23 protein-coding genes and 1 other RNA gene are annotated in these 21,711 nt (G+C 62.6%); 17 read left to right on the top strand and 7 right to left on the bottom strand.

Annotated features, from left to right (window positions below; translation table 11 throughout):
- The first annotated feature begins 90 nt into the window (after nt 1–90).
- Nucleotides 91–1,185 carry a cell division protein ZapE gene (gene zapE, locus ABX298_RS05855; protein WP_025340562.1) on the top strand — a complete coding sequence of 365 codons (1,095 nt, stop codon included), beginning with the start codon at nt 91–93 and terminating at the stop codon, nt 1,183–1,185.
- Between the two features lie 132 nt (nt 1,186–1,317).
- Here the strand turns inward: zapE and ABX298_RS05850 are convergent, their stop codons facing one another.
- A complete protein-coding gene (locus ABX298_RS05850) occupies nt 1,318–2,238 on the bottom strand; it encodes a GlxA family transcriptional regulator (RefSeq protein WP_075047039.1) in 921 nt (306 codons plus the stop codon).
- 274 nt (nt 2,239–2,512) lie between these two features.
- Entirely contained in the window at nt 2,513–3,553 is a 1,041-nt protein-coding gene (locus ABX298_RS05845; protein ID WP_075046273.1) for an NADP(H)-dependent aldo-keto reductase, read from the bottom strand.
- Between the two features lie 257 nt (nt 3,554–3,810).
- Between ABX298_RS05845 and rplM the strand changes: the two genes are divergently transcribed.
- From rplM to ABX298_RS05810, 7 genes are all read left to right on the top strand, one after another.
- Nucleotides 3,811–4,239 (top strand): 50S ribosomal protein L13, encoded by a 429-nt coding sequence (rplM, locus tag ABX298_RS05840; RefSeq protein WP_003260798.1) that lies wholly within the window; start codon nt 3,811–3,813, stop codon nt 4,237–4,239.
- A 14-nt stretch (nt 4,240–4,253) separates the two neighbouring features.
- Nucleotides 4,254–4,646, top strand: a complete 393-nt coding sequence (rpsI, locus tag ABX298_RS05835; RefSeq protein WP_003260797.1) for a 30S ribosomal protein S9 — start codon at nt 4,254–4,256, stop codon at nt 4,644–4,646.
- A 263-nt stretch (nt 4,647–4,909) separates the two neighbouring features.
- Nucleotides 4,910–5,503, top strand: coding sequence for a ubiquinol-cytochrome c reductase iron-sulfur subunit (petA, locus tag ABX298_RS05830; protein ID WP_015271723.1), 594 nt, complete (start codon nt 4,910–4,912; stop codon nt 5,501–5,503).
- On the top strand, nt 5,503–6,714 hold the full coding sequence (locus tag ABX298_RS05825) for a cytochrome bc complex cytochrome b subunit (RefSeq protein WP_025340560.1): 1,212 nt from the start codon (nt 5,503–5,505) through the stop codon (nt 6,712–6,714). The genes petA and ABX298_RS05825 overlap by 1 nt, the downstream gene beginning before the upstream one ends.
- Nucleotides 6,714–7,493, top strand: a complete 780-nt coding sequence (locus ABX298_RS05820) for a cytochrome c1 (protein ID WP_367394173.1) — start codon at nt 6,714–6,716, stop codon at nt 7,491–7,493. Before ABX298_RS05825 ends, ABX298_RS05820 begins: the two co-directional genes overlap by 1 nt.
- Before the next feature lie 117 nt (nt 7,494–7,610).
- Nucleotides 7,611–8,234 (top strand): glutathione S-transferase N-terminal domain-containing protein, encoded by a 624-nt coding sequence (locus ABX298_RS05815; protein WP_075046271.1) that lies wholly within the window; start codon nt 7,611–7,613, stop codon nt 8,232–8,234.
- 10 nt (nt 8,235–8,244) lie between these two features.
- Nucleotides 8,245–8,676: a ClpXP protease specificity-enhancing factor gene (locus ABX298_RS05810; protein ID WP_084785265.1), complete on the top strand. Its 432-nt coding sequence runs from the start codon at nt 8,245–8,247 to the stop codon at nt 8,674–8,676.
- 48 nt (nt 8,677–8,724) lie between these two features.
- Here ABX298_RS05810 and ABX298_RS05805 read toward each other — a convergent pair whose 3' ends face one another.
- From ABX298_RS05805 to ABX298_RS05785, 5 genes are all read right to left on the bottom strand, one after another.
- Nucleotides 8,725–8,943, bottom strand: coding sequence for a YgdI/YgdR family lipoprotein (locus ABX298_RS05805; RefSeq protein WP_025340556.1), 219 nt, complete (start codon nt 8,941–8,943; stop codon nt 8,725–8,727).
- Nucleotides 8,944–9,106: 163 nt separating this feature from the next.
- The gene (locus ABX298_RS05800; protein ID WP_015271720.1) at nt 9,107–9,685 is read right to left on the bottom strand and encodes a BON domain-containing protein; all 579 of its coding nucleotides are present in this window, start codon (nt 9,683–9,685) and stop codon (nt 9,107–9,109) included.
- The gene (locus tag ABX298_RS05795; protein WP_012274070.1) at nt 9,682–10,275 is read right to left on the bottom strand and encodes a phosphoheptose isomerase; all 594 of its coding nucleotides are present in this window, start codon (nt 10,273–10,275) and stop codon (nt 9,682–9,684) included. The genes ABX298_RS05800 and ABX298_RS05795 overlap by 4 nt, the downstream gene beginning before the upstream one ends.
- A gap of 86 nt (nt 10,276–10,361) precedes the next feature.
- The gene (locus tag ABX298_RS05790; RefSeq protein WP_013974121.1) at nt 10,362–10,733 is read right to left on the bottom strand and encodes a YraN family protein; all 372 of its coding nucleotides are present in this window, start codon (nt 10,731–10,733) and stop codon (nt 10,362–10,364) included.
- A complete protein-coding gene (locus ABX298_RS05785) occupies nt 10,733–12,550 on the bottom strand; it encodes a penicillin-binding protein activator (RefSeq protein ID WP_367394172.1) in 1,818 nt (605 codons plus the stop codon). Before ABX298_RS05785 ends, ABX298_RS05790 begins: the two co-directional genes overlap by 1 nt.
- Before the next feature lie 267 nt (nt 12,551–12,817).
- On the opposite strand from ABX298_RS05785, the gene rsmI reads away from it, so the two are divergent.
- The 9 genes from rsmI to mraY all read left to right on the top strand — a co-directional run bounded on the left by rsmI (nt 12,818) and on the right by mraY (nt 21,708).
- Entirely contained in the window at nt 12,818–13,612 is a 795-nt protein-coding gene (gene rsmI, locus ABX298_RS05780) for a 16S rRNA (cytidine(1402)-2'-O)-methyltransferase (RefSeq protein ID WP_367394469.1), read from the top strand.
- A 67-nt stretch (nt 13,613–13,679) separates the two neighbouring features.
- Nucleotides 13,680–14,039: RNase P RNA component class A (rnpB, locus tag ABX298_RS05775), an RNA gene on the top strand.
- Between the two features lie 308 nt (nt 14,040–14,347).
- A complete protein-coding gene (gene mraZ, locus ABX298_RS05770) occupies nt 14,348–14,803 on the top strand; it encodes a division/cell wall cluster transcriptional repressor MraZ (protein ID WP_004575120.1) in 456 nt (151 codons plus the stop codon).
- Between the two features lie 2 nt (nt 14,804–14,805).
- The gene (gene rsmH, locus ABX298_RS05765) at nt 14,806–15,747 is read left to right on the top strand and encodes a 16S rRNA (cytosine(1402)-N(4))-methyltransferase RsmH (protein WP_170929298.1); all 942 of its coding nucleotides are present in this window, start codon (nt 14,806–14,808) and stop codon (nt 15,745–15,747) included.
- Complete coding sequence (gene ftsL, locus ABX298_RS05760) at nt 15,744–16,037, top strand: cell division protein FtsL (protein WP_025340552.1); 294 nt, start codon at nt 15,744–15,746, stop codon at nt 16,035–16,037. The genes rsmH and ftsL overlap by 4 nt, the downstream gene beginning before the upstream one ends.
- Nucleotides 16,037–17,779 carry a penicillin-binding protein 2 gene (locus ABX298_RS05755; RefSeq protein WP_162276789.1) on the top strand — a complete coding sequence of 581 codons (1,743 nt, stop codon included), beginning with the start codon at nt 16,037–16,039 and terminating at the stop codon, nt 17,777–17,779. The genes ftsL and ABX298_RS05755 overlap by 1 nt, the downstream gene beginning before the upstream one ends.
- The gene (locus tag ABX298_RS05750; RefSeq protein WP_084785350.1) at nt 17,779–19,266 is read left to right on the top strand and encodes a UDP-N-acetylmuramoyl-L-alanyl-D-glutamate--2,6-diaminopimelate ligase; all 1,488 of its coding nucleotides are present in this window, start codon (nt 17,779–17,781) and stop codon (nt 19,264–19,266) included. Before ABX298_RS05755 ends, ABX298_RS05750 begins: the two co-directional genes overlap by 1 nt.
- Nucleotides 19,259–20,626: a UDP-N-acetylmuramoyl-tripeptide--D-alanyl-D-alanine ligase gene (gene murF, locus ABX298_RS05745; RefSeq protein ID WP_075046265.1), complete on the top strand. Its 1,368-nt coding sequence runs from the start codon at nt 19,259–19,261 to the stop codon at nt 20,624–20,626. Before ABX298_RS05750 ends, murF begins: the two co-directional genes overlap by 8 nt.
- The gene (gene mraY, locus ABX298_RS05740; protein WP_025340548.1) at nt 20,626–21,708 is read left to right on the top strand and encodes a phospho-N-acetylmuramoyl-pentapeptide-transferase; all 1,083 of its coding nucleotides are present in this window, start codon (nt 20,626–20,628) and stop codon (nt 21,706–21,708) included. The genes murF and mraY overlap by 1 nt, the downstream gene beginning before the upstream one ends.
- Nucleotides 21,709–21,711: the final 3 nt, after the last annotated feature.

Here is a 21,711-nt window from a genome sequence, read left to right as displayed (position 1 = left end):
GCGGGCACGCCCGCTCCCACAGACTGATTGCCATTAAGCGGGCCTGTCGCTACAGTGACGGCCCGTTTTTTGTTGCCTCGCTAACGAATCATGACGCCCCTAGAACGATATCAAGCAGATCTGAAACGTCCCGACTTCTTCCATGACGCGGCGCAGGAAACTGCGGTGCGTCACCTGCAGCGCCTGTACGACGACCTGGTGCACGCGCAGAACAACAAGCCGGGCGTGTTCGGCAAGCTGTTCGGCAAGAAGGAGCAGACCCCGGTCAAGGGCCTGTACTTCTGGGGTGGGGTAGGGCGAGGCAAGACCTATCTGGTCGATACCTTCTTCGAGGCGCTGCCGTTCAAGCAGAAGATGCGCACGCACTTCCACCGCTTCATGAAGCGTGTGCACGAGGAAATGAAAACCCTCAAGGGCGAGAAGAACCCGCTGACCATCATTGCCAAGCGCTTCAGCGAAGAAGCCAAGGTCATCTGTTTCGACGAATTCTTCGTATCGGACATTACCGACGCGATGATCCTCGGCACCCTGATGGAAGAGTTGTTCAAGAACGGCGTATCGCTGGTGGCTACTTCCAACATCGTGCCGGACGGCCTGTACAAGGACGGCCTGCAGCGCGCGCGCTTCCTGCCCGCCATCGCCATGATCAAGCAGTACACCGAGGTGGTGAACGTCGACAGCGGGGTCGACTACCGCCTGCGTCACCTGGAGCAGGCCGAGTTGTACCACTACCCGCTAGATGAGGCGGCGCATCAGAGCCTGCGCGCCAGCTTCAAGGCGCTGACCCCTGAATGCACCCAGGCGGTCGAGAACGACGTGCTGATGATCGAGAATCGCCCGATCAATGCTCTGCTTACCTGTGACGACGTGGCCTGGTTCGACTTCCGCGCCCTGTGCGACGGCCCCCGCAGCCAGAACGACTACATCGAACTGGGCAAGATCTTCCATGCCGTGCTGTTGAGCAACGTGGAGCAGATGGGTGTCACCACCGACGACATCGCCCGCCGCTTCATCAACATGGTGGACGAGTTCTACGACCGCAACGTCAAGCTGATCATCTCGGCCGAGGTGGAGCTGAAGGACCTGTATACCGGTGGGCGCTTGGCGTTCGAGTTCCAGCGTACCCTGAGCCGCTTGCTGGAGATGCAGTCGCACGAGTTTCTGGCGCGGGCGCACAAGCCTTGAAATTGCCGGGGCCGCTTTGCGGCCCATCGCAGGCAAGCCAGCTCCCACAGGTTTAGCGCAGCCCTTGAGACTTATGCAATACCTGTGGGAGCTGGCTTGCCTGCGATGGGCTGCAGAGCAGCCCCATTGGCCTCAAGCCTCCTGCATGAACTGTTGCCGATACTGGTTCGGCGACAACTCGGTGTGCTGACGGAACAGCCGCGCAAAGAAACTGGCATCGTCATATCCGACCTCATAGCTGATGGTCTTGATGCTCTTGCGCGTACTCGACAGCAACCCCTTGGCCGTCTCGATCCGTAGCCGTTGCAGGTAGTGCAGCGGCTTGTCACCCGTCGCGCCCTGGAAGCGGCGCATGAAATTGCGAATGCTCATGCCGTGGTTGCGAGCCACGTCCTCGAAGCGGAACTTGTCGGCGAAGTGTTCCTCCAGCCAGTGCTGGATCTGCAGGATGATCAGGTCCTGGTGCAGCTTCTGCCCGCCAAAGCCCATGCGCCCGGGGGTGTAGTTGCGCTGCACTTCGTAGAGGATGTCGCGGGACACGGCGCGGGCCACGTTGGCGCCACAGAAGCGTTCGATCAGGTAGATGTACAGGTCGCAGGCCGAGGTGGTGCCGCCGGCGCAGTACAGGTTGTCGGCGTCGGTCAGGTGCTTGTCCTGGTTCAGCCGGATCTTCGGGAAGCGTTCGGCAAAGCTGTTGAAGAAGCGCCAGTAGGTGGTCGCTTCCTTGCCGTCGAGCAGGCCGGACTCGGCCAGCCAGAACACGCCACTGGCCTCGGCGCACAGCACAGCGCCACGGGCATGCTGTTCACGCAGCCACGGCAGCACCTGTGGATAACGTTGCAGCAGGTTGTCGAAGTCGTCCCAGAAGGCCGGGAGGATGATCACATCGGCGTCGTCCAGGCCGCCTTCGACCGGCAGCTGCACATTGCTGAAGCTGTCCACGGGCTGGCCGTCCGGGCTCACCAGGCGGATCTCGAACATGGGCTGAAGGCCTAGGCCCAGCTGCTTGCTGTAGCGCAAGCTGGCGAGGTGGAAGAAATCCTTGGCCTGCATCAAGGTCGAAGCGAACACCTTGTCAATGGCCAGGATGCTGACGCGCCGCAGCGACGCGGAGGGTTGGGTAAACATCATTGTCATTGTTCTTATAGGGTAGAGTGGTCAATCACCGGCTGGATCGTCTTATTTTTTGGCGATTGTGTCTAGCCTGCTACACCGCGCTGGTTTCTTTGCGGGCTTGCCCGCTCCCACAGGTACCCCACAGGCCTGAGGGGCAGTGAGGTCCTGTGGGAGCGGGCAAGCCCGCGAAGAAACCAGCACAGGGTCCGGCTCAAGGCGCCGGGTTCGGTTGCTCCTGGTGAATCGCCTCGATTGCCGCCAGCAGTTCATCACTCAGGCTCAGCTCGAGGCTGGCAAGGTTGCTGTCCAGCTGCTCGAGGCTGGTCGCGCCAATGATGTTGCTGGTCACGAACGGCTGCCGGGTGACGAACGCCAGGGCCATCTGTGCCGGGTCCAGGCCGTGCTCGCGGGCCAGCTGCACATAGCGGCCGCAGGCTGCCACGGTCTGTGGGTTGGAGTAGCGGGAAAAGCGGCTGAACAGGGTCAGGCGTGCGTTTTCCGGGCGTGCGCCGTTCTCGTATTTGCCGGAAAGCATGCCGAACGCCAGCGGCGAATAGGCCAGCAGGCCGCACTGCTCGCGGATGGCAACTTCCGCCAGGCCCACCTCGAAGCTGCGGTTGAGCAGGTTGTACGGGTTCTGGATCGACACCGCTCGCGGCCAGCCGCGGCTTTCGGCCAGTTGCAGGAACTTCATGGTGCCCCAAGGCGTTTCGTTGGACAGGCCGATGTGGCGGATCTTGCCCGCGCGCACCTGCTCGTCGAGCACTTCGAGGGTTTCTTCCAGCGGGGTGAAGTGGTCCTGTGGCAGGTGCTGGTAGCCCAGCTTGCCGAAGAAGTTGGTGCTGCGCTCGGGCCAGTGCAGCTGGTACAGGTCGATGCGGTCGGTCTGCAGGCGCTTGAGGCTCTCGTCCAGCGCGGCGACGATGTGCTGGCGGTTGTGCTTGAGCTGGCCGTCGCGGATGTGGCTGATGCCGTTGCCGGGGCCGGCGACCTTGCTGGCCAGCACCCAGTCATCGCGATCGCCATTGGCGCGGAACCAGTTGCCGATGATGCGCTCGGTGGCGGCGTAGGTTTCGGGGCGGGGCGGCACCGGGTACATCTCGGCGGTGTCGATGAAGTTGACCCCGGCGGCCTTGGCCCGGGCAATCTGCTCGAAGGCCTCGGCCTGGACGTTCTGCTCGCCCCAGGTCATGGTGCCCAGGCACAGGGCGCTGACATTGAGGTCGGTACGGCCGAGCTGGCGGTATTCCATCGGGTAGACACTCCTTGACAAAGAAGCCCATCAAAGCAGGTTGAAATTTTTCGCGCAATCTGGATAATTCGGCCCCTCTCCGTGTGGCGGAAGTGATGCACCACCACGCAGGAAGAACCCCGTCGAACATTGGCGTGCCTGACCCGAGCCCCCAAAAGCGTCAGCGTTCGGCTGCGCGCTTGCCCTTGGCAAGCTGTGCACTATCCAGTAAGATTCGCCGTCTATTTTTCGCTGGGCGGCCTCTGAGGCTTTAGAGAATGAAAACTTTTACTGCTAAACCGGAAACAGTAAAGCGCGAGTGGTTCGTAGTCGACGCCGCTGGCCAGACCCTGGGTCGTCTGGCTACCGAAATCGCTAGCCGTCTGCGTGGCAAACACAAACCAGAATACACCCCTCACGTTGACACCGGCGACTACATCGTCGTCATCAACGCCGAGCAGGTTCGTGTGACTGGTGCCAAGTCTTCCGACAAGATGTACTACTCCCACTCCGGTTTCCCGGGCGGTATCAAGGAAATCAACTTCGAGAAGTTGATCGCCAAGGCCCCTGAGCGTGTTATCGAAACTGCGGTCAAAGGCATGCTGCCGAAGAACCCGCTGGGTCGCGACATGTACCGCAAGCTGAAAGTGTACGCGGGTGCTGCTCACCCACACACTGCTCAGCAGCCTCAAGAACTGAAGATCTAACGGGATAGTTCATTATGTCGGCGACTCAAAACTACGGCACTGGCCGTCGCAAGACCGCAACCGCTCGCGTATTCCTGCGTCCGGGTACTGGTAACATTTCCATCAACAACCGTTCTCTGGACGTGTTCTTCGGTCGCGAAACCGCTCGCATGGTTGTTCGTCAGCCGCTCGAGCTGACCGAAACCGTCGAGAAGTTCGACATCTACGTCACCGTTTCCGGTGGTGGTGTCAGCGGTCAAGCCGGTGCGATCCGTCACGGTATCACCCGCGCTCTGATGGAATACGACGAAACCCTGCGTGGCGCTCTGCGTCGTGCTGGCTACGTCACCCGCGACGCTCGTGAAGTTGAGCGTAAGAAAGTGGGTCTGCGTAAAGCGCGTAAGCGTCCTCAGTACTCCAAGCGTTAATACCGCTTCGGCAGTCGAAAAAAGCCCGGTTCCTTGGAACCGGGCTTTTTTTATGTCTTGAACTAACCTGTCAGCATGTCGGTGACGACTTGCCGCATAGACGCAGATCAAGCAAAGCGAGGGTTGTAGCCCGTTCCCCGGGTAATCACCTTGTCAGTGTGTGGATTTGTTTCTTACCATGGCGGCCAATTTTTAGTGCCACAGACATTACCTAAGTACAGGCCAGGTCCAACTGGCCAAGCAAGCTGATGGGAGAGGACTGAATGAGCAATGACGGCGTCAACGCAGGCCGGCGCCGCTTCCTCGTAGCCGCGACATCTGTAGTCGGGGCAGCGGGGGCAGTGGGGGCTGCGGTACCGTTCGTGGGGTCATGGTTTCCCAGTGCCAAGGCGAAAGCCGCCGGTGCACCGGTGAAGGTCAATATCGCCAAGGTCGAGGCCGGGCAGCAGATGGTGGCCGAGTGGCGTGGCCAGCCGGTGTTCATCGTGCGGCGAACGGACGAGATCCTCGGTAACCTGAAAAAGGTCGTCGGTGACCTGGCTGACCCCGAGTCCAAGGCCTCGGTACAGCCCACCTACGTCGACCCGCAGGTTCGTTCGATCAAGCCGGAAATCCTCATCCTTGTCGGCCTGTGCACACACCTGGGCTGCTCGCCCACCTTCCGTCCGGAAGTCGCACCCGCCGACCTTGGCCCGAAATGGGTCGGTGGCTATTTCTGCCCTTGCCACGGCTCCCACTACGACCTGGCCGGCCGTGTCTACAAGTCGCAGCCGGCACCTCTCAACCTGCCCGTGCCACCGCACTCTTACGAGTCGGACGAGATCGTCGTCATCGGCGTTGACCAGGAGAACGCATGATGAGCAAGTTCATGGACTGGATTGATGCTCGCTTCCCCGCCACCAAGATGTGGGAAGACCACCTGAGCAAGTATTACGCGCCCAAGAACTTCAACTTCCTGTACTTCTTCGGCTCCCTGGCGCTGCTGGTGCTGGTCAACCAGATCGTCACCGGTGTGTGGCTGACCATGAGCTTCACGCCCTCGGCGGAAGAGGCGTTCGCCTCTGTCGAGTACATCATGCGTGATGTGGAATACGGCTGGATCCTGCGCTACTTGCACTCCACCGGTGCATCGGCGTTCTTCATCGTGGTCTACCTGCACATGTTCCGCGGCCTGCTCTACGGCTCCTACCAGAAGCCGCGTGAACTGGTTTGGCTGTTCGGCATGCTGATCTACCTGGCGCTGATGGCCGAAGCCTTCATGGGCTACCTGCTGCCGTGGGGCCAGATGTCGTACTGGGGTGCCCAGGTGATCATCTCGCTGTTCGGTGCCATTCCGGTGATCGGTGGCGACCTCACCCAGTGGATCCGCGGTGACTACCTGATCTCGGGTATCACCCTGAACCGCTTCTTCGCCCTGCACGTGGTCGCCCTGCCGATCGTGATTCTCGGCCTGGTGGTGCTGCACATCCTCGCCCTTCACGAAGTGGGTTCGAACAACCCCGATGGCGTCGACATCAAGAAGAAAAAGGACGAGAACGGTATCCCGCTGGATGGTATCCCGTTCCACCCGTACTACACCGTCAAGGACATTGTCGGCGTGGTGGTGTTCCTGTTCGTGTTCTGCGCCGTGGTCTTCTTCTTCCCGGAAATGGGCGGTTACTTCCTGGAGAAACCTAACTTCGAGCAGGCGAACGCCTTCAAGACACCCGAGCACATTGCGCCTGTGTGGTACTTCACGCCGTTCTACGCGATCCTGCGTGCGGTGCCTGACAAACTGATGGGCGTCATCGCCATGGGTGCGGCCATTGCCGTGCTGTTCGTTCTGCCCTGGCTCGACCGCAGCCCGGTGCGCTCCATGCGCTACAAGGGCTGGATCAGCAAGCTCTTCCTGCTGGTGTTCTGCGTGGCCTTCGTCATCCTCGGCGTGCTGGGCGTACTGGCGCCGACACCTGGGCGTACCTTGCTGTCGCAGGTGTGCACGGTGTTGTACTTCGCCTACTTCCTGCTGATGCCGTTCTACACAAGGCTCGAGAAGACCAAACCGGTTCCGGAAAGGGTGACTGGCTGATGAAAAAGTTGATTGCAGTATTTTTGCTGGCAGTGATGCCTGCCTTTTCCTTCGCGGCCGAAACGGGCCTGGAGCTGGACAAGGTCGACATCGACCTGGGCGACAAGGTCGCCATGCAGGACGGTGCGCGTACCTTTGCCAACTATTGCATGGGTTGCCACAGTGCCAAGTTCCAGCGTTACGAGCGGGTGGCCGATGACCTTGGCATCCCCCACGAGCTGATGCTCGAGAAGCTGGTGTTCACCGGTGCCAAGATCGGTGACCACATGCAGATCGGCATGAAGCCCAGTGACGCCAAGACCTGGTTCGGCGCCGCACCGCCAGACCTGACCCTGGTGGCGCGGGTGCGTGGCACCGACTGGCTGTACACCTACCTGCGCAGCTTCTATGAGGACCCGTCGCGGCCTTATGGGGTGAACAACAAGGTGTTCCCGAACGTCGGCATGCCCAACGTACTGGTTGGCCTGCAGGGCAACCAGCACGTCGGCTGCAAACAGGTGCAGATCGTGACCGATGGCAAGAAGCAATTCGACCCGTTGACCGGCACCCCGATCACCCATGAAGCCTGCGACCAGCTGACCATTACGCCGAATTCCGGTACCCTGACGACCGAGCAGTTCGACGAGAAGGTCAAGAACCTGGTGACCTTCCTGGCCTATTCGGCCAACCCGGTCAAACTGGAAAGCCAGCGCATCGGTACCTACGTGTTGCTGTACCTGGCTTTCTTCTTCGTATTCGCCTACTTGCTCAAGCGTGAATACTGGAAGGACGTGCACTGATCACGCAGTAGTTTCTGGTTGTTGAACGCGCCCGTGGTGGCCTGGCAGATCTGCCAGGTCACCACGGGCGCGTTTTCATTTACAGTTTCACAAGCATCCCGTGCGAGGAGGCGCTACATGGGCGCAACCAACAGGTTAGCCTGCTATTCCGACCCCGCTGATCACTATTCTCATCGGGTACGCCTCGTGCTGGCCGAGAAGGGTATCAGCGTGCAGGTCATCGATGTCGACCCCGGCCGCCTGCCGCCCAAGCTGGTCGAGGTGAACCCTTACGGCAGCGTGCCGACCCTGGTCGACCGTGACCTGGCGCTGTATGAATCGACCGTGGTGATGGAATACCTCGAGGAGCGTTATCCGCATCCGCCGCTGATGCCGGTGTACCCGGTTGCGCGGGGCAACAGCCGCTTGCTGATGCATCGCATCCAGCGCGACTGGTGCTCCCTGGCCGATACCGTGCTCGACCCGCGCAGCAGCGAGGCTGCCCGAGCCGAAGCGCGCAAGGCGTTGCGTGAAAGCCTGACCGGAGTCTCGCCGTTGTTCGGCGAGTTCGCCTGCTTCATGAGTGAGGAGCAAAGCCTGGTCGATTGTTGTCTACTTCCCATACTCTGGCGCCTGCCGGTGTTGGGTATCGAGTTGCCGCGGCAAGCCAAGCCGCTGCTGGATTACATGGAGCGGCAGTTCGCCCGCGAGCCTTTCCAGGCGAGCCTGTCCTCTGTAGAACGTGAAATGCGCAAGCTTTAAGGAGCCGTTGATGAACTCCAGTCGCCCCTATCTGGTTCGAGCACTGTACGAGTGGATCGTCGACAACGATTGCACGCCCCATATGCTGGTCAATGCCGAATTCCCGGCGGTGCAGGTGCCGCAAGGTTTCGCCAGTGATGGCCAGATCGTGTTGAACATCTCGCCAAGTGCCGTGCGCAGCCTGCACATGGACAACGACGCGGTCAGCTTCGAGGGCCGCTTTGGTGGCGTGGCTCACTCGCTGTACGTGCCGGTTGGCGCCATCCTGGGTATCTATGCCCGGGAAAATGGCCAGGGTATGGTCTTCGAGCTGGAGCCGCCCGTGATGGATGACGATGAGCCGGAAGATGATGATGTACAGCCGGATGACAATGGCCCACCAGAAGGTGGTGGCCAGCCGCCACGCCCGACTGGCCGGCCAAGCTTGAAAGTGGTCAAGTAACAAAAAAGGCGATCCAACCGGATCGCCTTTTTCTTTACCAGCCCTGACTTACAGGTCGCTGATGGTGCGTACCTGGTCCTTGTTGATGCGGGTACGCTTGCCGTCGAGTTGCTGGAACTCGTAGAAGCCGGCGTCGCGGTCGAATTCCGGTACGTCGACGGCCTGGATTTCACGACCATCGTTTAGGGTGATCAGGCTTGGTGTGGAGCAGCCGGCCAGGGTGGCGAAAGTGCCGAACAGCAGGGCAGGCAGCAGAAGCTTTTTCATGCGGTGTTTCCTGGATTTCTGAAAGGTAGGGCAGTGTTGTCGCCTGTGCTGGCCTTTTCGCGGGTAAACCCGCTCCCACAGGAATACAACAAGCCTCGAAAGCTGTGAGATCCCTGTGGGAGCGGGTTTACCCGCGAAGAGGCCGGTGCAGGCAATCAGTGAATCAGTCGATGTACTCGAACAGTTTGACGATCTTCTGCACACCCGAAACGCCCTGTACCACGGCAGTGGCCGAGTTGGCCTCCTGCTGGGTCACCAGGCCGAGCAGGTAGACGATGCCGTTCTCGGTAATCACCTTGATGCGCGAGCTGGGCACGGCATTGTCGGTCAGCATCTGGGTCTTGATCTTGGTGGTCAGCCAGGCGTCGTTGTTGCGCGCCAGGATGGAGGAGGGCTGCATCACCTGCAGCTCGTTGTGCACTTTCTTGACCCGCTGTACCTGGCTGGCAGTCTGCTCGGCAAGGCTCTTGAGGTCGGCGCGCGGGGTCTGGCCGGCCAGCAGGACGATGCCGTTGTAGCTGCTGACAACGATGTGCGAACCTTTGTCCAGGTCAGGGCTGGCCTTGGCGATGTTGACCGAGGCCTTGGTTTCGATCAGCGAGTCGTCGATCTTGCTGCCTATGGTGCGCGTGCCGCGATCGTCCTCGATTGGCGAATTGCGTGTAGAGGTCAGTACCGAGCTGCAACCAGTAACGCTCAGGCACAGGGTCAGGGCCATAAGGCCGAGGCGCATAGGGGTCATTCTTCACTCCCGAACAGTTGGCTGTCGATCAGATCACACAGGCAGTGGATCGCCAGCAGGTGGACTTCCTGGATGCGCGCGGTAACCGTCGAAGGTACGCGGATTTCCACGTCTTCGGGCAGCAGCAACGAAGCCATGCCGCCGCCATCGCGACCCGTCAATGCTACGACAATCATTTCGCGGTCATGTGCGGCCTGGATCGCCTGGATCACGTTGGCCGAGTTGCCGCTGGTGGAGATCGCCAGCAGAACGTCGCCGGGCTGGCCCAGCGCGCGGATCTGCTTGGAAAAGACTTCGTTGTAGCTGTAGTCGTTGGCGATCGAGGTCAGGGTCGAGCTGTCGGTGGTCAGCGCGATGGCCGGCAGGCTCGGGCGTTCGCGCTCGAAGCGGTTGAGCAGCTCCGAGGAAAAGTGCTGGGCATCGCCGGCCGAGCCGCCGTTGCCGCAGGCGAGCATCTTGCCCTCGTTGAGCAGTGCATTGACCATGACCAGGCTGGCCTGCTCGATGTGCGGTGCCAGGATGTCCATTGCCTGTTGCTTGGTATCGATGCTGGCCTGGAACAGCCGGCGAATTCGGGATTGCATGTCCATCTGGTGACCTTAAGTGGGGCGGTGGCCTTTGCTACGCGCAACAACGACCAGCCCGCGAAACATAGAGCAAAAAAATCGGAGTGGGTTCAGCATTCGAAGGCGTTTTTCAGCCATTGAAGCGGTCTGCCTGCATGGTGGCTGCCCTGCAGGGCGACTACGTCGAAGCGGCAGGGGTGGTTGCCCCAGTGGGGCTCCTTCTGCAGGAACAGGCTGGCGGCGAGCACCAACCGTTTCTGCTTGCGCCCGTCGATACTGCCGAGGGCGCCACCGAAGCCCGCGTGCAACCGGTAGCGGACTTCGACGAATACTACTGTATCGGCGTCGAGCATGACCAGATCAAGCTCACCGCCTTTGCATCGCCAGTTGCGCGCCAGCAGTTGCAGGCCCTGCCCTTGAAGGTATTCAAGGGCCTGGGTTTCCGCTGCCTGCCCGGCGCTGGTGGGCGACGCTGCTGCCATCAGCGGGCGGTGTCAGGCAGGCGCTGGACCTGGCCGCCGACGAACTCGGCCCAAGGTAGCTGGCGCTCGACACGCTGGTTGGCGTTCATGCTCAGGCTGCCCGAAAGGCCCAGTACGCGGTTGTCCGGCAGCGCTTTCAGCTGGCCCAGGCGCGGCGCCAGGCTGTAGGCGTCGACGCCCATGGCATACAGGCGGCCCAGGCTGCCGGCGGCTTGCGGCCACTGCTGCACGACCTGCTGGCGCAGGCTGTTGCTGGTATCGAGCAGCCACGGGGTTTCGCAGAAGCGGATGCCGTTCATGTCGTTGTACTGGTTGACGTCGCCACTGGCGCTGTACAGGTTCGAGGTGGCGTAGACCGGTACGTCACCGGCGTACTGGAAGTTCAGGGTCGGCTTGATCTGCTGGGCCTGTTGCGGGGTCGAGGCGAGGAAGATGAAGTCGATGTCCTGGCGGCGCGACGGCTGCGCGGCGATGCTGCCACCTACCGTGCTCTGCAGGCTCTTGGCGCGGCCTTCGCTCTGGCGTAGCTGGAACAGGTCGGCAATCTGCTGGGCCAGTGCGACCGGCTGGGCGATGCGCTCGGCGGCGAGCAGGGTGCCACCGTTGCCTTCCCAGTCCTGGCGGAAGGCGGCAAGCACGCGGTCGCCCCATTCGCCGCTCGGCACCAGGGCCACGGCGCGGACCATTCCATCGGCGCGGGCGCGGCGGGCCACTTCACGGGCTTCGTCTTCGGCAGCCAGGCCGAACTGGAACAGCTGCGGCGGCGCCTTCTGGCCGGCGTCGGCGTAGTTCAGGGCCAGGGTGGTGATCGGCAGTTGTGGCTTGGCAGCCAGTTGCTTGACCAGCGGTTTTTCCAGTGGGCCGATGACCAGCTGTACGCCTGCGGCCTGGGCCTGGCGATAGAAGTCGTCGAGCGAACCGATGCGCGAGCTGTCGAATACCTGCACGGCTGGCGCCTGCTGGCCGGCTTGCTGGGCCTGGAAATGCGCAGCCATGAAGCCGTCACGCAGGGCGCGGGCAACACCGGCCAGCGGGCCTTCCTGAGGCAGCAGCAGGGCAATCTTGGTCAGCGGCTGGCTGGCCAGCTCCTTGAGCTTGGTCAGTGCCAGCGGCAGTTGCCGGGCAGCCGGGTGGTCCGGGTGCTGCTTGACCCAGGCGTCGATAGCCGCTTGCTGCTGTTCCAGGGTGCCGGCGCTTTTTACCGCGAAGGCCAGGCTGGTCCAGCCGGCCAGTGTCTGGTCGTTGCCAGGCTGCTGCAGTTGCTCTGCCGGCAGCGAGGCGACCAGTGCCCAGATGGCGTCATTGTTGGCGCTGGCGGCCTGGCCGCTGAGCAGCGGGGCCAGCAGCACGCGCTGTTGCGCGGCGGCGAGGGCCTGGCCATCGGCTTCGAGGGCGGCCGCGTGCACGCTGTAGGTGCGCGCTTGCTGTTCTTCCGGCAGTTCGGCGACGCGCTGCAGGCTCGGGTGGGCCAGGGCGGTCAGGGCGGCCTTGGGCTGGTTGCGGCTCATGGCCAGCTCGGCACCGAGGGTGCTGGCGAACACTTGCTGCGCCGGCTTGAGCGTGTCCAGCGGCACCTGCTCGAGGATGCGTGCGGCGCGTGGGAAATCCTTCTGCTTGTAGGCCAGGTCGGCTGCGCTCAGGCGCAGCAGGGCGGCGTCTTCCGCGGACTTGCTGGAAGCAGCCTTCTCGAGCAGTTGCTCGATGCTGGCGTCCGGGGTGCGTGGCAGTTCGCCCAGGCTGGATGAGGGCGAGCTGGCGCAGGCTGCCAGCAAGGCAGCAAGGCAGAGGGCTGTGAACAGCCGCAGGCAAGCGATCATGTAAAGGTCCTGTTACTCGATCAAGGTGGCCGGCAATTGTACCCAAGCGCTGGCCGGGGCGCGATGTTGCCGTGTCGATCCTTCACTATAGGAGGCCTGCCATCGGTCGTCGGCGAAGTTCTTTGCGCCCTGTTGCAGGCGCTCGGGCTACAATGGCGCCTTTGATCCGAACGACAGGTGTGCGCAGTGACTGATGTGGCAGGGGCTTCGAAATCCACCGTGGGGACGCTGTATGTGGTCGCAACCCCCATCGGCAACCTCGACGACATGAGCGCCCGGGCGCTGAAGGTGCTGGCGGACGTGGCCCTGATCGCGGCGGAAGATACCCGTCATTCGATCCGCCTTCTGCAGCACTTCGGCATCGACACGCCGCTGGCGGCCTGCCATGAGCACAACGAGCGTGACGAGGGCGGGCGTTTTCTCACCAAGCTGCTGGCGGGTGAGAATGTGGCGTTGGTCTCCGATGCCGGCACGCCGCTGATTTCCGACCCGGGGTACCACCTGGTGCGCCAGGCGCGGGCTGCGGGTGTGAACGTGGTGCCGGTGCCGGGCGCCTGCGCTCTGATCGCCGCGCTGTCGGCGGCCGGCCTGCCTTCGGACCGCTTCATCTTCGAAGGCTTCCTGCCGGCCAAGGCAGCGGGGCGCCGGGCGCGCCTGGAGCAGGTAAAGGAAGAGCCGCGAACGCTGATCTTCTATGAGGCCCCGCACCGTATCCTGGAATGCCTACAGGACATGGAGGCGGTGTTCGGTGGCGAGCGCCCGGCGCTTTTGGCGCGCGAGCTGACCAAGACCTTCGAGACCCTCAAGGGCCTGCCCCTGGCCGAGCTGCGCGCGTTCGTTGCCGGCGACAGCAACCAGCAGCGCGGTGAGTGCGTGGTGCTGGTCGGTGGCTGGAGTGCGCCGGAGGGCGAGCAGGCGATCAGTGCCGAGGCGCAGCGGGTGCTCGACCTGCTGCTGGCCGAGTTGCCACTCAAGCGGGCGGCGGCACTGGCCGCGGAAATTACCGGGGTGCGCAAGAACCTGCTGTATCAACTGGCCCTGGAAAAGCAGAAAGCCGAGTAGTGGCAAATTGATATAGATGTCGGTATTGCTTGTTCTCGGGCGCGCGTGCCGTTAATCTTGGCGGCGGAGAGTCGATCGGACAGTCGCTGCCTGCTTTTGTTCCGCAACAGCAGGGGGAGGAAAGTCCGGGCTCCATAGGGCAGAGTGCCAGGTAACGCCTGGGAGGCGCGAGCCTACGGAAAGTGCCACAGAAAATAACCGCCTAAGCACTTCGGTGCCGGTAAGGGTGAAAAGGTGCGGTAAGAGCGCACCGCACGGCTGGCAACAGTTCGTGGCTAGGTAAACCCCACTCGGAGCAAGACCAAATAGGGTTCCATCAGGCGTGGCCCGCGTCGGAACCGGGTAGGTTGCTAGAGGCGTCCAGCGATGGCCGTCGTAGAGGAATGACTGTCCTCGACAAAACCCGGCTTACAGATCGACTCTCCACCTTTCCCTCCCTGCTTTATTCGATAGCAGATGTCCTCTGGTAATACCGAAAAAATCTTACTCTTAATAAATCACTTTAACTTCGAACTCCATTCGCCTGCGTGGGTTTGATTTTTCTCGTGTTTTTTTCTCCTCGGTAGTCCTTCCGCATTCCTTTATTGCGCTAAATCTCGGTCCTGTAAGGCTTTTCCTTCCGAACGTGCCTTGACGGTGCTGCGGGCGGATTCCTATAGTGTGCGCAAGTGGCAGAAAGTGGGATGAAGTGGGTTTTCTGGCACAAAAAAGCTAACATTGTGGGGAATCGCAGCCGTGTTCCGCGGAGCCAACGCCGTCAGCCTCGATGCCAAGGGCCGTCTCGCCATGCCGAGCCGGTACCGTGACGAGCTCGATTCGCGTTGCAATGGTCAGCTGATCGTGACCATCGACGCCGTTGACCCCTGCTTGTGTGTTTATCCCCTCGATGAGTGGGAACAGATAGAAGCCAAGTTGCGTGCCTTGCCATCGTTGCGTGAGGAAAACCGCCGCCTGCAGCGTTTGCTGATCGGTAATGCGGTTGACCTGGAGCTCGATGGCAGCGGGCGTTTCCTGGTGCCGCCCCGTCTGCGTGAGTACGCCAAGCTCGACAAGAAGGCGATGCTGGTGGGGCAACTGAACAAATTCCAGCTGTGGGATGAAGATGCCTGGAACGCGGTTTCGGCAGCCGACCTTGCAGCTATTCAACAACCGGGCGCCATGCCCGACGAATTGCGTGACCTGATCCTGTGACCATAGATAGCGGCTTCAACCACATTACCGTCCTGCTCGACGAAGCTGTCGAGGCATTGGCCCTGCGCGCCGACGGTTGCTATCTGGACGGCACTTTCGGCCGTGGCGGGCACAGCCGGCTGATTCTCAGCAAGCTCGGGCCGCAAGGGCGGCTGCTGGGTTTCGACAAAGATCCACAGGCGATTGCCACGGGGCAAGCGCTGGCGGCCGAAGACGGCCGCTTTGTCATTGTGCAGCGCAGCTTTGCCGAGCTGGGCGCGGAAGTGGCCGAGCGCGGCCTGGATGGCAAGGTCAGTGGCGTATTGCTCGACCTGGGCGTTTCCTCGCCGCAGCTGGATGACCCCGAGCGTGGCTTCAGCTTCCTCAATGATGGCCCGCTGGACATGCGCATGAACCCGGACCAGGGCATCAGCGCCGCCGAGTTCATCGCCACTGCGCCGGTGGAAGAGATCGCCCGCGTATTCAAGGAATACGGCGAGGAGCGCTTTGCCGGGCGCATGGCGCGTGCTGTGGTGGAGCGCCGCGAAAAGCAGCCGTTCACCCGTACCGCCGACCTGGCGGAAGTGCTCAAGGTGGCCAACCCGGCTTGGGAAAAAGGCAAGAACCCGGCTACCCGTGCCTTCCAGGGCCTGCGCATTCACGTCAACAACGAGCTGGGCGACCTAGAGACCGGTCTTGAGGCAGCGCTCGAAGCGCTTGAAGTTGGCGGTCGCCTGGCAGTCATCAGTTTCCACTCGCTGGAAGACCGTATCGTCAAGCTGTTCATGCGCAAGCTGGTCAAGGGCGAGGCTGACAACCTGCCACGCAACCTGCCGGTTCAGCACAAGGCCTTCGAGCCGAAAATCAAGCTCATCGGCAAGGCCCAGTTCGCCTCCGAAGCCGAGCTCAAGGCCAACCCGCGGGCGCGCAGCGCCGTGATGCGGGTGGCGGAGAAGCTGCGGTGAGCAGGCTGTTTGCCAAACCCTTGCCAGGCGGAAGCTTCCTGATGCTTCTGCTGTTCGTTGCCGTGTTGATTTCGGCCATCGCCGTGTCCTACAGCGCGCACTGGAACCGTCAGTTGCTCAACACCCTGTACGGCGAGTTGAACGAACGCGACAAGGCCCAGGCCGAGTGGGGCCGGCTGATCCTCGAGCAAAGCACCTGGACCGCCGCCAGCCGCATCGAAAACCTGGCTTCCGAGCAACTGAAGATGCGCGTACCTTCGGCTGACGAAGTGCGGATGGTGGCGCCATGATGAAGCTCGAAGGCGCACTCTACCCATGGCGCTTCCGCGTGGTGATCGGCTTGCTGGCGCTGATGGTCGGTGCCATCTGCTGGCGCATCATCGACCTGCAGGTGGTCGACCGTGACTTCCTCAAGGGCCAGGGCGATGCGCGCAGCCTGCGTCACATCCCTATCCCGGCTCACCGCGGCCTGATCACCGACCGTAACGGTGAACCGCTGGCGGTCAGTACCCCGGTCACCACCCTGTGGGCCAACCCCAAGGAAATGCAGGCCTCCAAAGACCGCTGGCCACAGCTGGCGGCAGCGCTGGGGCAGAACCCGCAGCAGCTGACCGAGCGCCTGACCCAGCAGGCCAGCAAAGAGTTCATCTATCTGGTCCGCGGCCTTACCCCGGAGCAGGGCCAGCATGTACTCGACCTGAAAGTGCCGGGTGTGTACGGCCTGGAAGAATTCCGCCGCTTCTACCCGGCCGGTGATGTCACTGCGCACATGGTCGGCTTCACCGACCTCGACGACCACGGTCGGGAAGGGGTGGAACTGGCCTATGACGAGTGGCTGGCCGGCGTACCCGGCAAGCGGCAGGTGATCAAGGACCGGCGCGGCCGGCTGATCAAGGACATCCAGGTAACCAAGAACGCCAAGGCCGGGAAGACCTTGGCGTTGTCGATAGACCTGCGCCTGCAGTACCTGGCCACCCGCGAGCTGCGCAACGCCATTGCCGAACAGGACGCCAAGGCCGGCAGCCTGGTGATCATGGACGTCAAGACCGGTGAGGTCCTGGCCATGGTCAACCAGCCGACCTACAACCCCAACAACCGTCGCAGCATGTTCCCGGCCGCCATGCGTAACCGCGCGATCATCGACGTGTTCGAGCCGGGCTCCACGGTCAAGCCGATCTCCATGAGCGCGGCACTGGAAAGTGGCCGCTGGAAGCCGACCGACAAGGTCGAGGTGTACCCGGGCAGCCTGCAGATCGGTCGCTACACCATCAAGGACGTGTCCAGGAGCGAGGGCCCGATCCTCGACCTGACCGGCATCCTGATCAACTCCAGTAACGTCGGCATGAGCAAGATCGCCTTCGACATCGGCGGCGAGGCCATCTACCGGGTCATGTCCCAGGTCGGCCTGGGCCAGTACACCGGCCTTGGCTTCCCCGGCGAGCGCGTCGGCAACCTGCCCAACCACCGCGAGTGGCGCAAGGCAGAGACCGCGACCCTGTCTTATGGCTATGGCGTGTCGGTCACCGCCCTGCAACTGGTGCATGCCTACGCGGCGCTGGCCAACGACGGCAAGATGGTGCCGCTGTCGATCCTCAAGGTCGACAAGGCCCCGGAAGCCGTGCAGGCCATTCCGAAGGAAACCGCCGAAACCGTCCAAGGCATGCTGCAACAGGTGATCGAAGCACCGCGCGGCGTGTTCCGCGCCCAGGTGCCGTTCTACCACGTGGCCGGCAAGTCGGGTACCGCGCGTAAAGCCACCGTGGGCTCCAAGGGCTACACCGAAAACGCCTACCGCTCGCTGTTCGCCGGCTTCGGGCCGATGAGCGACCCGCGCTACGCCATCGTCGTGGTCATCGACGAACCAGGCAAGGGCGGCTACTTCGGCGGCCTGGTTTCGGCGCCGGTGTTCAGCAAGGTCATGTCCGGCACCCTGCGCCTGATGAACGTGCCGCCAGACAACCTGCCGCCACCAGCACCCGTCGAACAATCGCAAGTCAATGCAGCAGCAACCGCCAAGGGAGGGCGTGGATGATGACAATGCCATTGAGCAAGCTTTTCGCTCACGCCAGCCGTGATCCGCTGATCCGTGAACTGACCCTGGACAGCCGCAATGTGCGCCCGGGCGATCTGTTCCTGGCCGTGCCGGGCGCCAAGGTCGATGGCCGCGAGCATATCGCCGATGCCCTGGCGCGTGGCGCTGCTGCCGTGGCCTATGAAGAACAGGGCACGAGCGTTCTGCCACTGACCGACGCGCCGCTCATCCCGGTCAAGGGCCTGATCGCCCAGCTTTCGGATATCGCAGGGCGCTTTTATGGTGAACCGAGCCGCCAGCTGAACCTGGTGGGCGTGACCGGTACCAACGGCAAGACCAGCGTCACCCAGCTGGTGGCCCAGGCGCTGGACTTGCTTGGCCAGCGTTGCGGCCTGATCGGCACCCTGGGTACCGGCTTCTATGGTGAGCTGCAGAGTGGCCGCCTGACCACGCCCGACCCGATCGCCGTACAGTCGACCCTCAACGACCTCAAGAAAGGTGGCGCCAAGGCCGTGGCCATGGAGGTTTCCTCGCACGCCCTGGAGCAGGGCCGGGTCGCCGCGCTGGAATTCGACATCGCGGTCATGACCAACCTGTCCCGCGATCACCTGGACTACCACGGCAGCATGGAGGCCTACGAGGCCGCCAAGGCCAAGCTGTTCGCCTGGTCGAGCCTGCGCTGCCAGGTGGTCAACCTTGACGACGCCTTCGGTCGCCGCCTGGCCGAGGCCTTTGCCCGCCGGCCGAGTGCCGACCATATCGAGACCCGGTTGCTCAGCTACAGCCTGGAGAACCCGGAGGCCTCGCTGTTCTGCCGCGAAGCCGTGTTCAATGACGATGGCGTGCGCGCCACCCTGGTCACCGCCCAGGGCGAACGTACCCTGCGCAGCCAGTTGCTGGGCCGCTTCAACCTGAGCAACATGCTCGCCGCCGTGGCGACCCTGTTGGCGCTGGACTACGCGCTGGACGAAATCCTCAAGGTCACCCCGCAGCTGCAGGGGCCGATCGGCCGCATGCAGCGCCTGGGTGGGGGCGACAAGCCGCTGGTGGTGGTCGACTATGCGCACACCCCGGACGCCCTGGAGAAAGTACTCGAAGCCCTGCGCCCGCACGCGCACGGCAAGCTGCTGTGCCTGTTCGGCTGCGGCGGCGACCGAGACCGCGGCAAGCGTCCGCTGATGGCCGAAGTGGCCGAACGCCTGGCAGACCGCGTGCTGGTCACCGACGACAACCCGCGTACTGAAGACCCGCTGCGCATTTTCGATGACATCCGTCCCGGTTTCGCCAGTCCTGCCGAGGTCGAGTTCGTTGCCGGTCGTGGCGAAGCCATCGCACACCTGATCGCCACTGCCGCTGCCGACGATGTGATCGTGCTGGCCGGCAAGGGGCACGAGGATTACCAGGAGATCAATGGCGAGCGCCATGATTTCTCCGATTTGACCGAGGCCGAAAAGGCACTTGCAGCCTGGGAGGCTCCACATGCTTAAGCCGATGTCACTCAGCCAGCTGACCACAGCACTGAGTGGTCAACAAATCGGTGCCGACGCCACCTTCACCGGCGTCAGCATCGACAGCCGCAGTGTTGGCGCCGGGCAACTGTTCGTCGCCCTGGCCGGCCCGCGCTTCGATGGCCACGACTACCTGGCCGATGTGAAGGCCAAGGGCGCTGTCGCGGCCCTGGTCGAGCGTGAAGTAGCCGATGTCGATCTGCCGCAGCTGCTGGTCGCCGATTGCCGCCTGGCCCTCGGCCAGCTTGGCGCGCTGAACCGTGCTGCCTTCGACAAGCCGGTGGTGGCCATCACCGGTTCCAGCGGCAAGACCACGGTCAAGGAGATGCTCGCCAGCATCCTGCGCACCCGTGGCCTGGTGCACGCCACCCGCGGCAACCTGAACAACGACCTCGGCGCGCCGCTGACCCTGCTGGAGATCGCTCCCGAGCACAGTGCCGCGGTAATCGAACTGGGCGCCTCGCGCATTGGCGAGATCCGCTACACCGTCGGCCTGACCCAGCCCCAGGTGGTCATCATCAACAACGCCGGTACCGCCCACGTTGGCGAGTTCGGCGGCCCGGAAAAGATCGTCGAAGCCAAGGGCGAGATCCTCGAAGGCCTGGGCGAGGGCGGTATCGCCATCCTCAACCTGGACGACAAGGCCTTTGATATCTGGAAGGCACGCGCCGGCGCGCACAAGGTCTTCAGCTTCGCCCGCAGCAATGCGAAGGCCGATTTCCATGCCACGGACATCGGTCGCGATGCCCGTGGTTGCCCGTCGTTCAAGCTGCACGGCGCTGGTGATGTGGTAGACGTGCAACTCAATGTGCTTGGTGAGCACAACGTCAGTAACGCCCTGGCCGCCGCCGCCGCTGCCCATGCCGTTGGTCTGAGCCTGAGCGGCATCGCCGCCGGCCTGGCTGCCGTGCAGCCGGTCAAGGGCCGTACCGTGGCGCAGATCGCGCCGAACGGTGTGCGCGTGATCGACGACAGTTACAACGCAAATCCCACCTCCATGTGCGCAGCCATTGATATACTCGCCGGCTTTTCCGGACGCACCGTCCTGGTGCTTGGAGATATCGGCGAACTGGGGCAATGGGCGGAAGAAGGCCACCGTCAGGTGGGTGACTACGCGCGTGGCAAGGTCGACGCCCTGTACGCAGTGGGTTCCAACATGACACACGCGGTCAAGGCGTTCGGTGCCAATGGCCGCCATTTCGCTACTCAAGCTGAGCTGATCGACGCGGTTGGCGCCGAGAATGCCAGCGACACCACTATCTTGATCAAGGGCTCGCGCAGCGCTGCGATGGAAAACGTCGTGGCGGCATTGTGCGGTGCCAGCGGGGAGAAACATTAATGCTGCTGCTGTTGGCCGAGTATCTGCAACAGTTCCACAAAGGCTTCGCGGTCTTCCAGTACCTGTCCCTGCGCGGGATTCTGGGTGTGCTGACCGCGTTGTCCCTGGCGCTGTGGCTGGGGCCGTGGATGATCCGTACCCTGCAAATCCGCCAGATCGGCCAGGCCGTGCGTAACGACGGCCCGCAATCGCACCTGTCCAAGTCCGGCACCCCGACCATGGGTGGGGCGCTGATACTGTCCGCCATCGCCGTCAGCACCCTGCTGTGGGCCGACCTGACCAACCGCTACGTGTGGGTGGTGCTGATCGTTACCCTGGCATTCGGTGCCATCGGCTGGGTCGATGACTACCGCAAGGTGATCGAAAAGAACTCGCGTGGCCTGCCAAGCCGCTGGAAGTACTTCTGGCAGTCGGTGTTCGGCCTGGCTGCAGCCATCTTCCTGTACAAGACCGCGCCGACCAGCGTCGAAACCACGCTGATCCTGCCGTTCATCAAGGATGTCACCATTCCGCTGGGCATCGGCTTCGTCGTGCTGACCTACTTCGTCATTGTCGGTTCGAGCAACGCGGTCAACCTCACCGACGGCCTCGACGGCCTGGCGATCATGCCGACGGTGATGGTCGGCGGTGCCCTGGGCATCTTCTGCTACCTGTCGGGCAACGTGAAGTTCGCCGAATACCTGCTGATCCCATACGTGCCGGGCTCGGGCGAGCTGATCGTGTTCTGCGGCGCGCTGATCGGTGCCGGCCTGGGCTTCCTGTGGTTCAACACCTACCCGGCGCAGGTATTCATGGGTGACGTCGGCGCGCTGGCGCTGGGCGCCGCCCTGGGCACCATCGCCGTGATCGTCCGCCAGGAAATCGTGCTGTTCATCATGGGCGGCGTGTTCGTCATGGAAACCCTGTCGGTGGTGATCCAGGTTGCCTCCTTCAAGCTGACCGGCAAGCGCGTGTTCCGCATGGCGCCGATCCACCACCACTTTGAACTCAAGGGCTGGCCAGAGCCACGGGTGATCGTCCGCTTCTGGATCATCACCGTGATCCTGGTGCTGGTCGGCCTTGCAACCCTGAAACTGAGGTAGATG

It is taken from the genome of Pseudomonas sp. X4 (assembly GCF_040784925.1).
Lineage (GTDB): Bacteria > Pseudomonadota > Gammaproteobacteria > Pseudomonadales > Pseudomonadaceae > Aquipseudomonas > Aquipseudomonas putida_Z.
Note: the sequence above shows the minus strand (reverse complement) of the source record. Positions and strands in the feature narration are given on the sequence as shown.

Excerpts from the sequence above, each read along its gene's own strand:
- zapE (WP_025340562.1), top strand. The coding sequence starts at position 91 with ATGACGCCCCTAGAACGATATCAAGCAGATCTGAAACGTCCCGACTTC.
- ABX298_RS05850 (WP_075047039.1), bottom strand. The coding sequence starts at position 2,238 with ATGCAGGCCAAGGATTTCTTCCACCTCGCCAGCTTGCGCTACAGCAAG.
- ABX298_RS05845 (WP_075046273.1), bottom strand. The coding sequence starts at position 3,553 with ATGGAATACCGCCAGCTCGGCCGTACCGACCTCAATGTCAGCGCCCTG.
- rplM (WP_003260798.1), top strand. The coding sequence starts at position 3,811 with ATGAAAACTTTTACTGCTAAACCGGAAACAGTAAAGCGCGAGTGGTTC.
- rpsI (WP_003260797.1), top strand. The coding sequence starts at position 4,254 with ATGTCGGCGACTCAAAACTACGGCACTGGCCGTCGCAAGACCGCAACC.
- petA (WP_015271723.1), top strand. The coding sequence starts at position 4,910 with ATGAGCAATGACGGCGTCAACGCAGGCCGGCGCCGCTTCCTCGTAGCC.
- ABX298_RS05825 (WP_025340560.1), top strand. The coding sequence starts at position 5,503 with ATGAGCAAGTTCATGGACTGGATTGATGCTCGCTTCCCCGCCACCAAG.
- ABX298_RS05820 (WP_367394173.1), top strand. The coding sequence starts at position 6,714 with ATGAAAAAGTTGATTGCAGTATTTTTGCTGGCAGTGATGCCTGCCTTT.
- ABX298_RS05815 (WP_075046271.1), top strand. The coding sequence starts at position 7,611 with ATGGGCGCAACCAACAGGTTAGCCTGCTATTCCGACCCCGCTGATCAC.
- ABX298_RS05810 (WP_084785265.1), top strand. The coding sequence starts at position 8,245 with ATGAACTCCAGTCGCCCCTATCTGGTTCGAGCACTGTACGAGTGGATC.
- ABX298_RS05805 (WP_025340556.1), bottom strand. The coding sequence starts at position 8,943 with ATGAAAAAGCTTCTGCTGCCTGCCCTGCTGTTCGGCACTTTCGCCACC.
- ABX298_RS05800 (WP_015271720.1), bottom strand. The coding sequence starts at position 9,685 with ATGACCCCTATGCGCCTCGGCCTTATGGCCCTGACCCTGTGCCTGAGC.
- ABX298_RS05795 (WP_012274070.1), bottom strand. The coding sequence starts at position 10,275 with ATGGACATGCAATCCCGAATTCGCCGGCTGTTCCAGGCCAGCATCGAT.
- ABX298_RS05790 (WP_013974121.1), bottom strand. The coding sequence starts at position 10,733 with ATGGCAGCAGCGTCGCCCACCAGCGCCGGGCAGGCAGCGGAAACCCAG.
- ABX298_RS05785 (WP_367394172.1), bottom strand. The coding sequence starts at position 12,550 with ATGATCGCTTGCCTGCGGCTGTTCACAGCCCTCTGCCTTGCTGCCTTG.
- rsmI (WP_367394469.1), top strand. The coding sequence starts at position 12,818 with ATGAGCGCCCGGGCGCTGAAGGTGCTGGCGGACGTGGCCCTGATCGCG.
- ABX298_RS05755 (WP_162276789.1), top strand. The coding sequence starts at position 16,037 with ATGAAGCTCGAAGGCGCACTCTACCCATGGCGCTTCCGCGTGGTGATC.
- ABX298_RS05750 (WP_084785350.1), top strand. The coding sequence starts at position 17,779 with ATGACAATGCCATTGAGCAAGCTTTTCGCTCACGCCAGCCGTGATCCG.
- murF (WP_075046265.1), top strand. The coding sequence starts at position 19,259 with ATGCTTAAGCCGATGTCACTCAGCCAGCTGACCACAGCACTGAGTGGT.
- mraY (WP_025340548.1), top strand. The coding sequence starts at position 20,626 with ATGCTGCTGCTGTTGGCCGAGTATCTGCAACAGTTCCACAAAGGCTTC.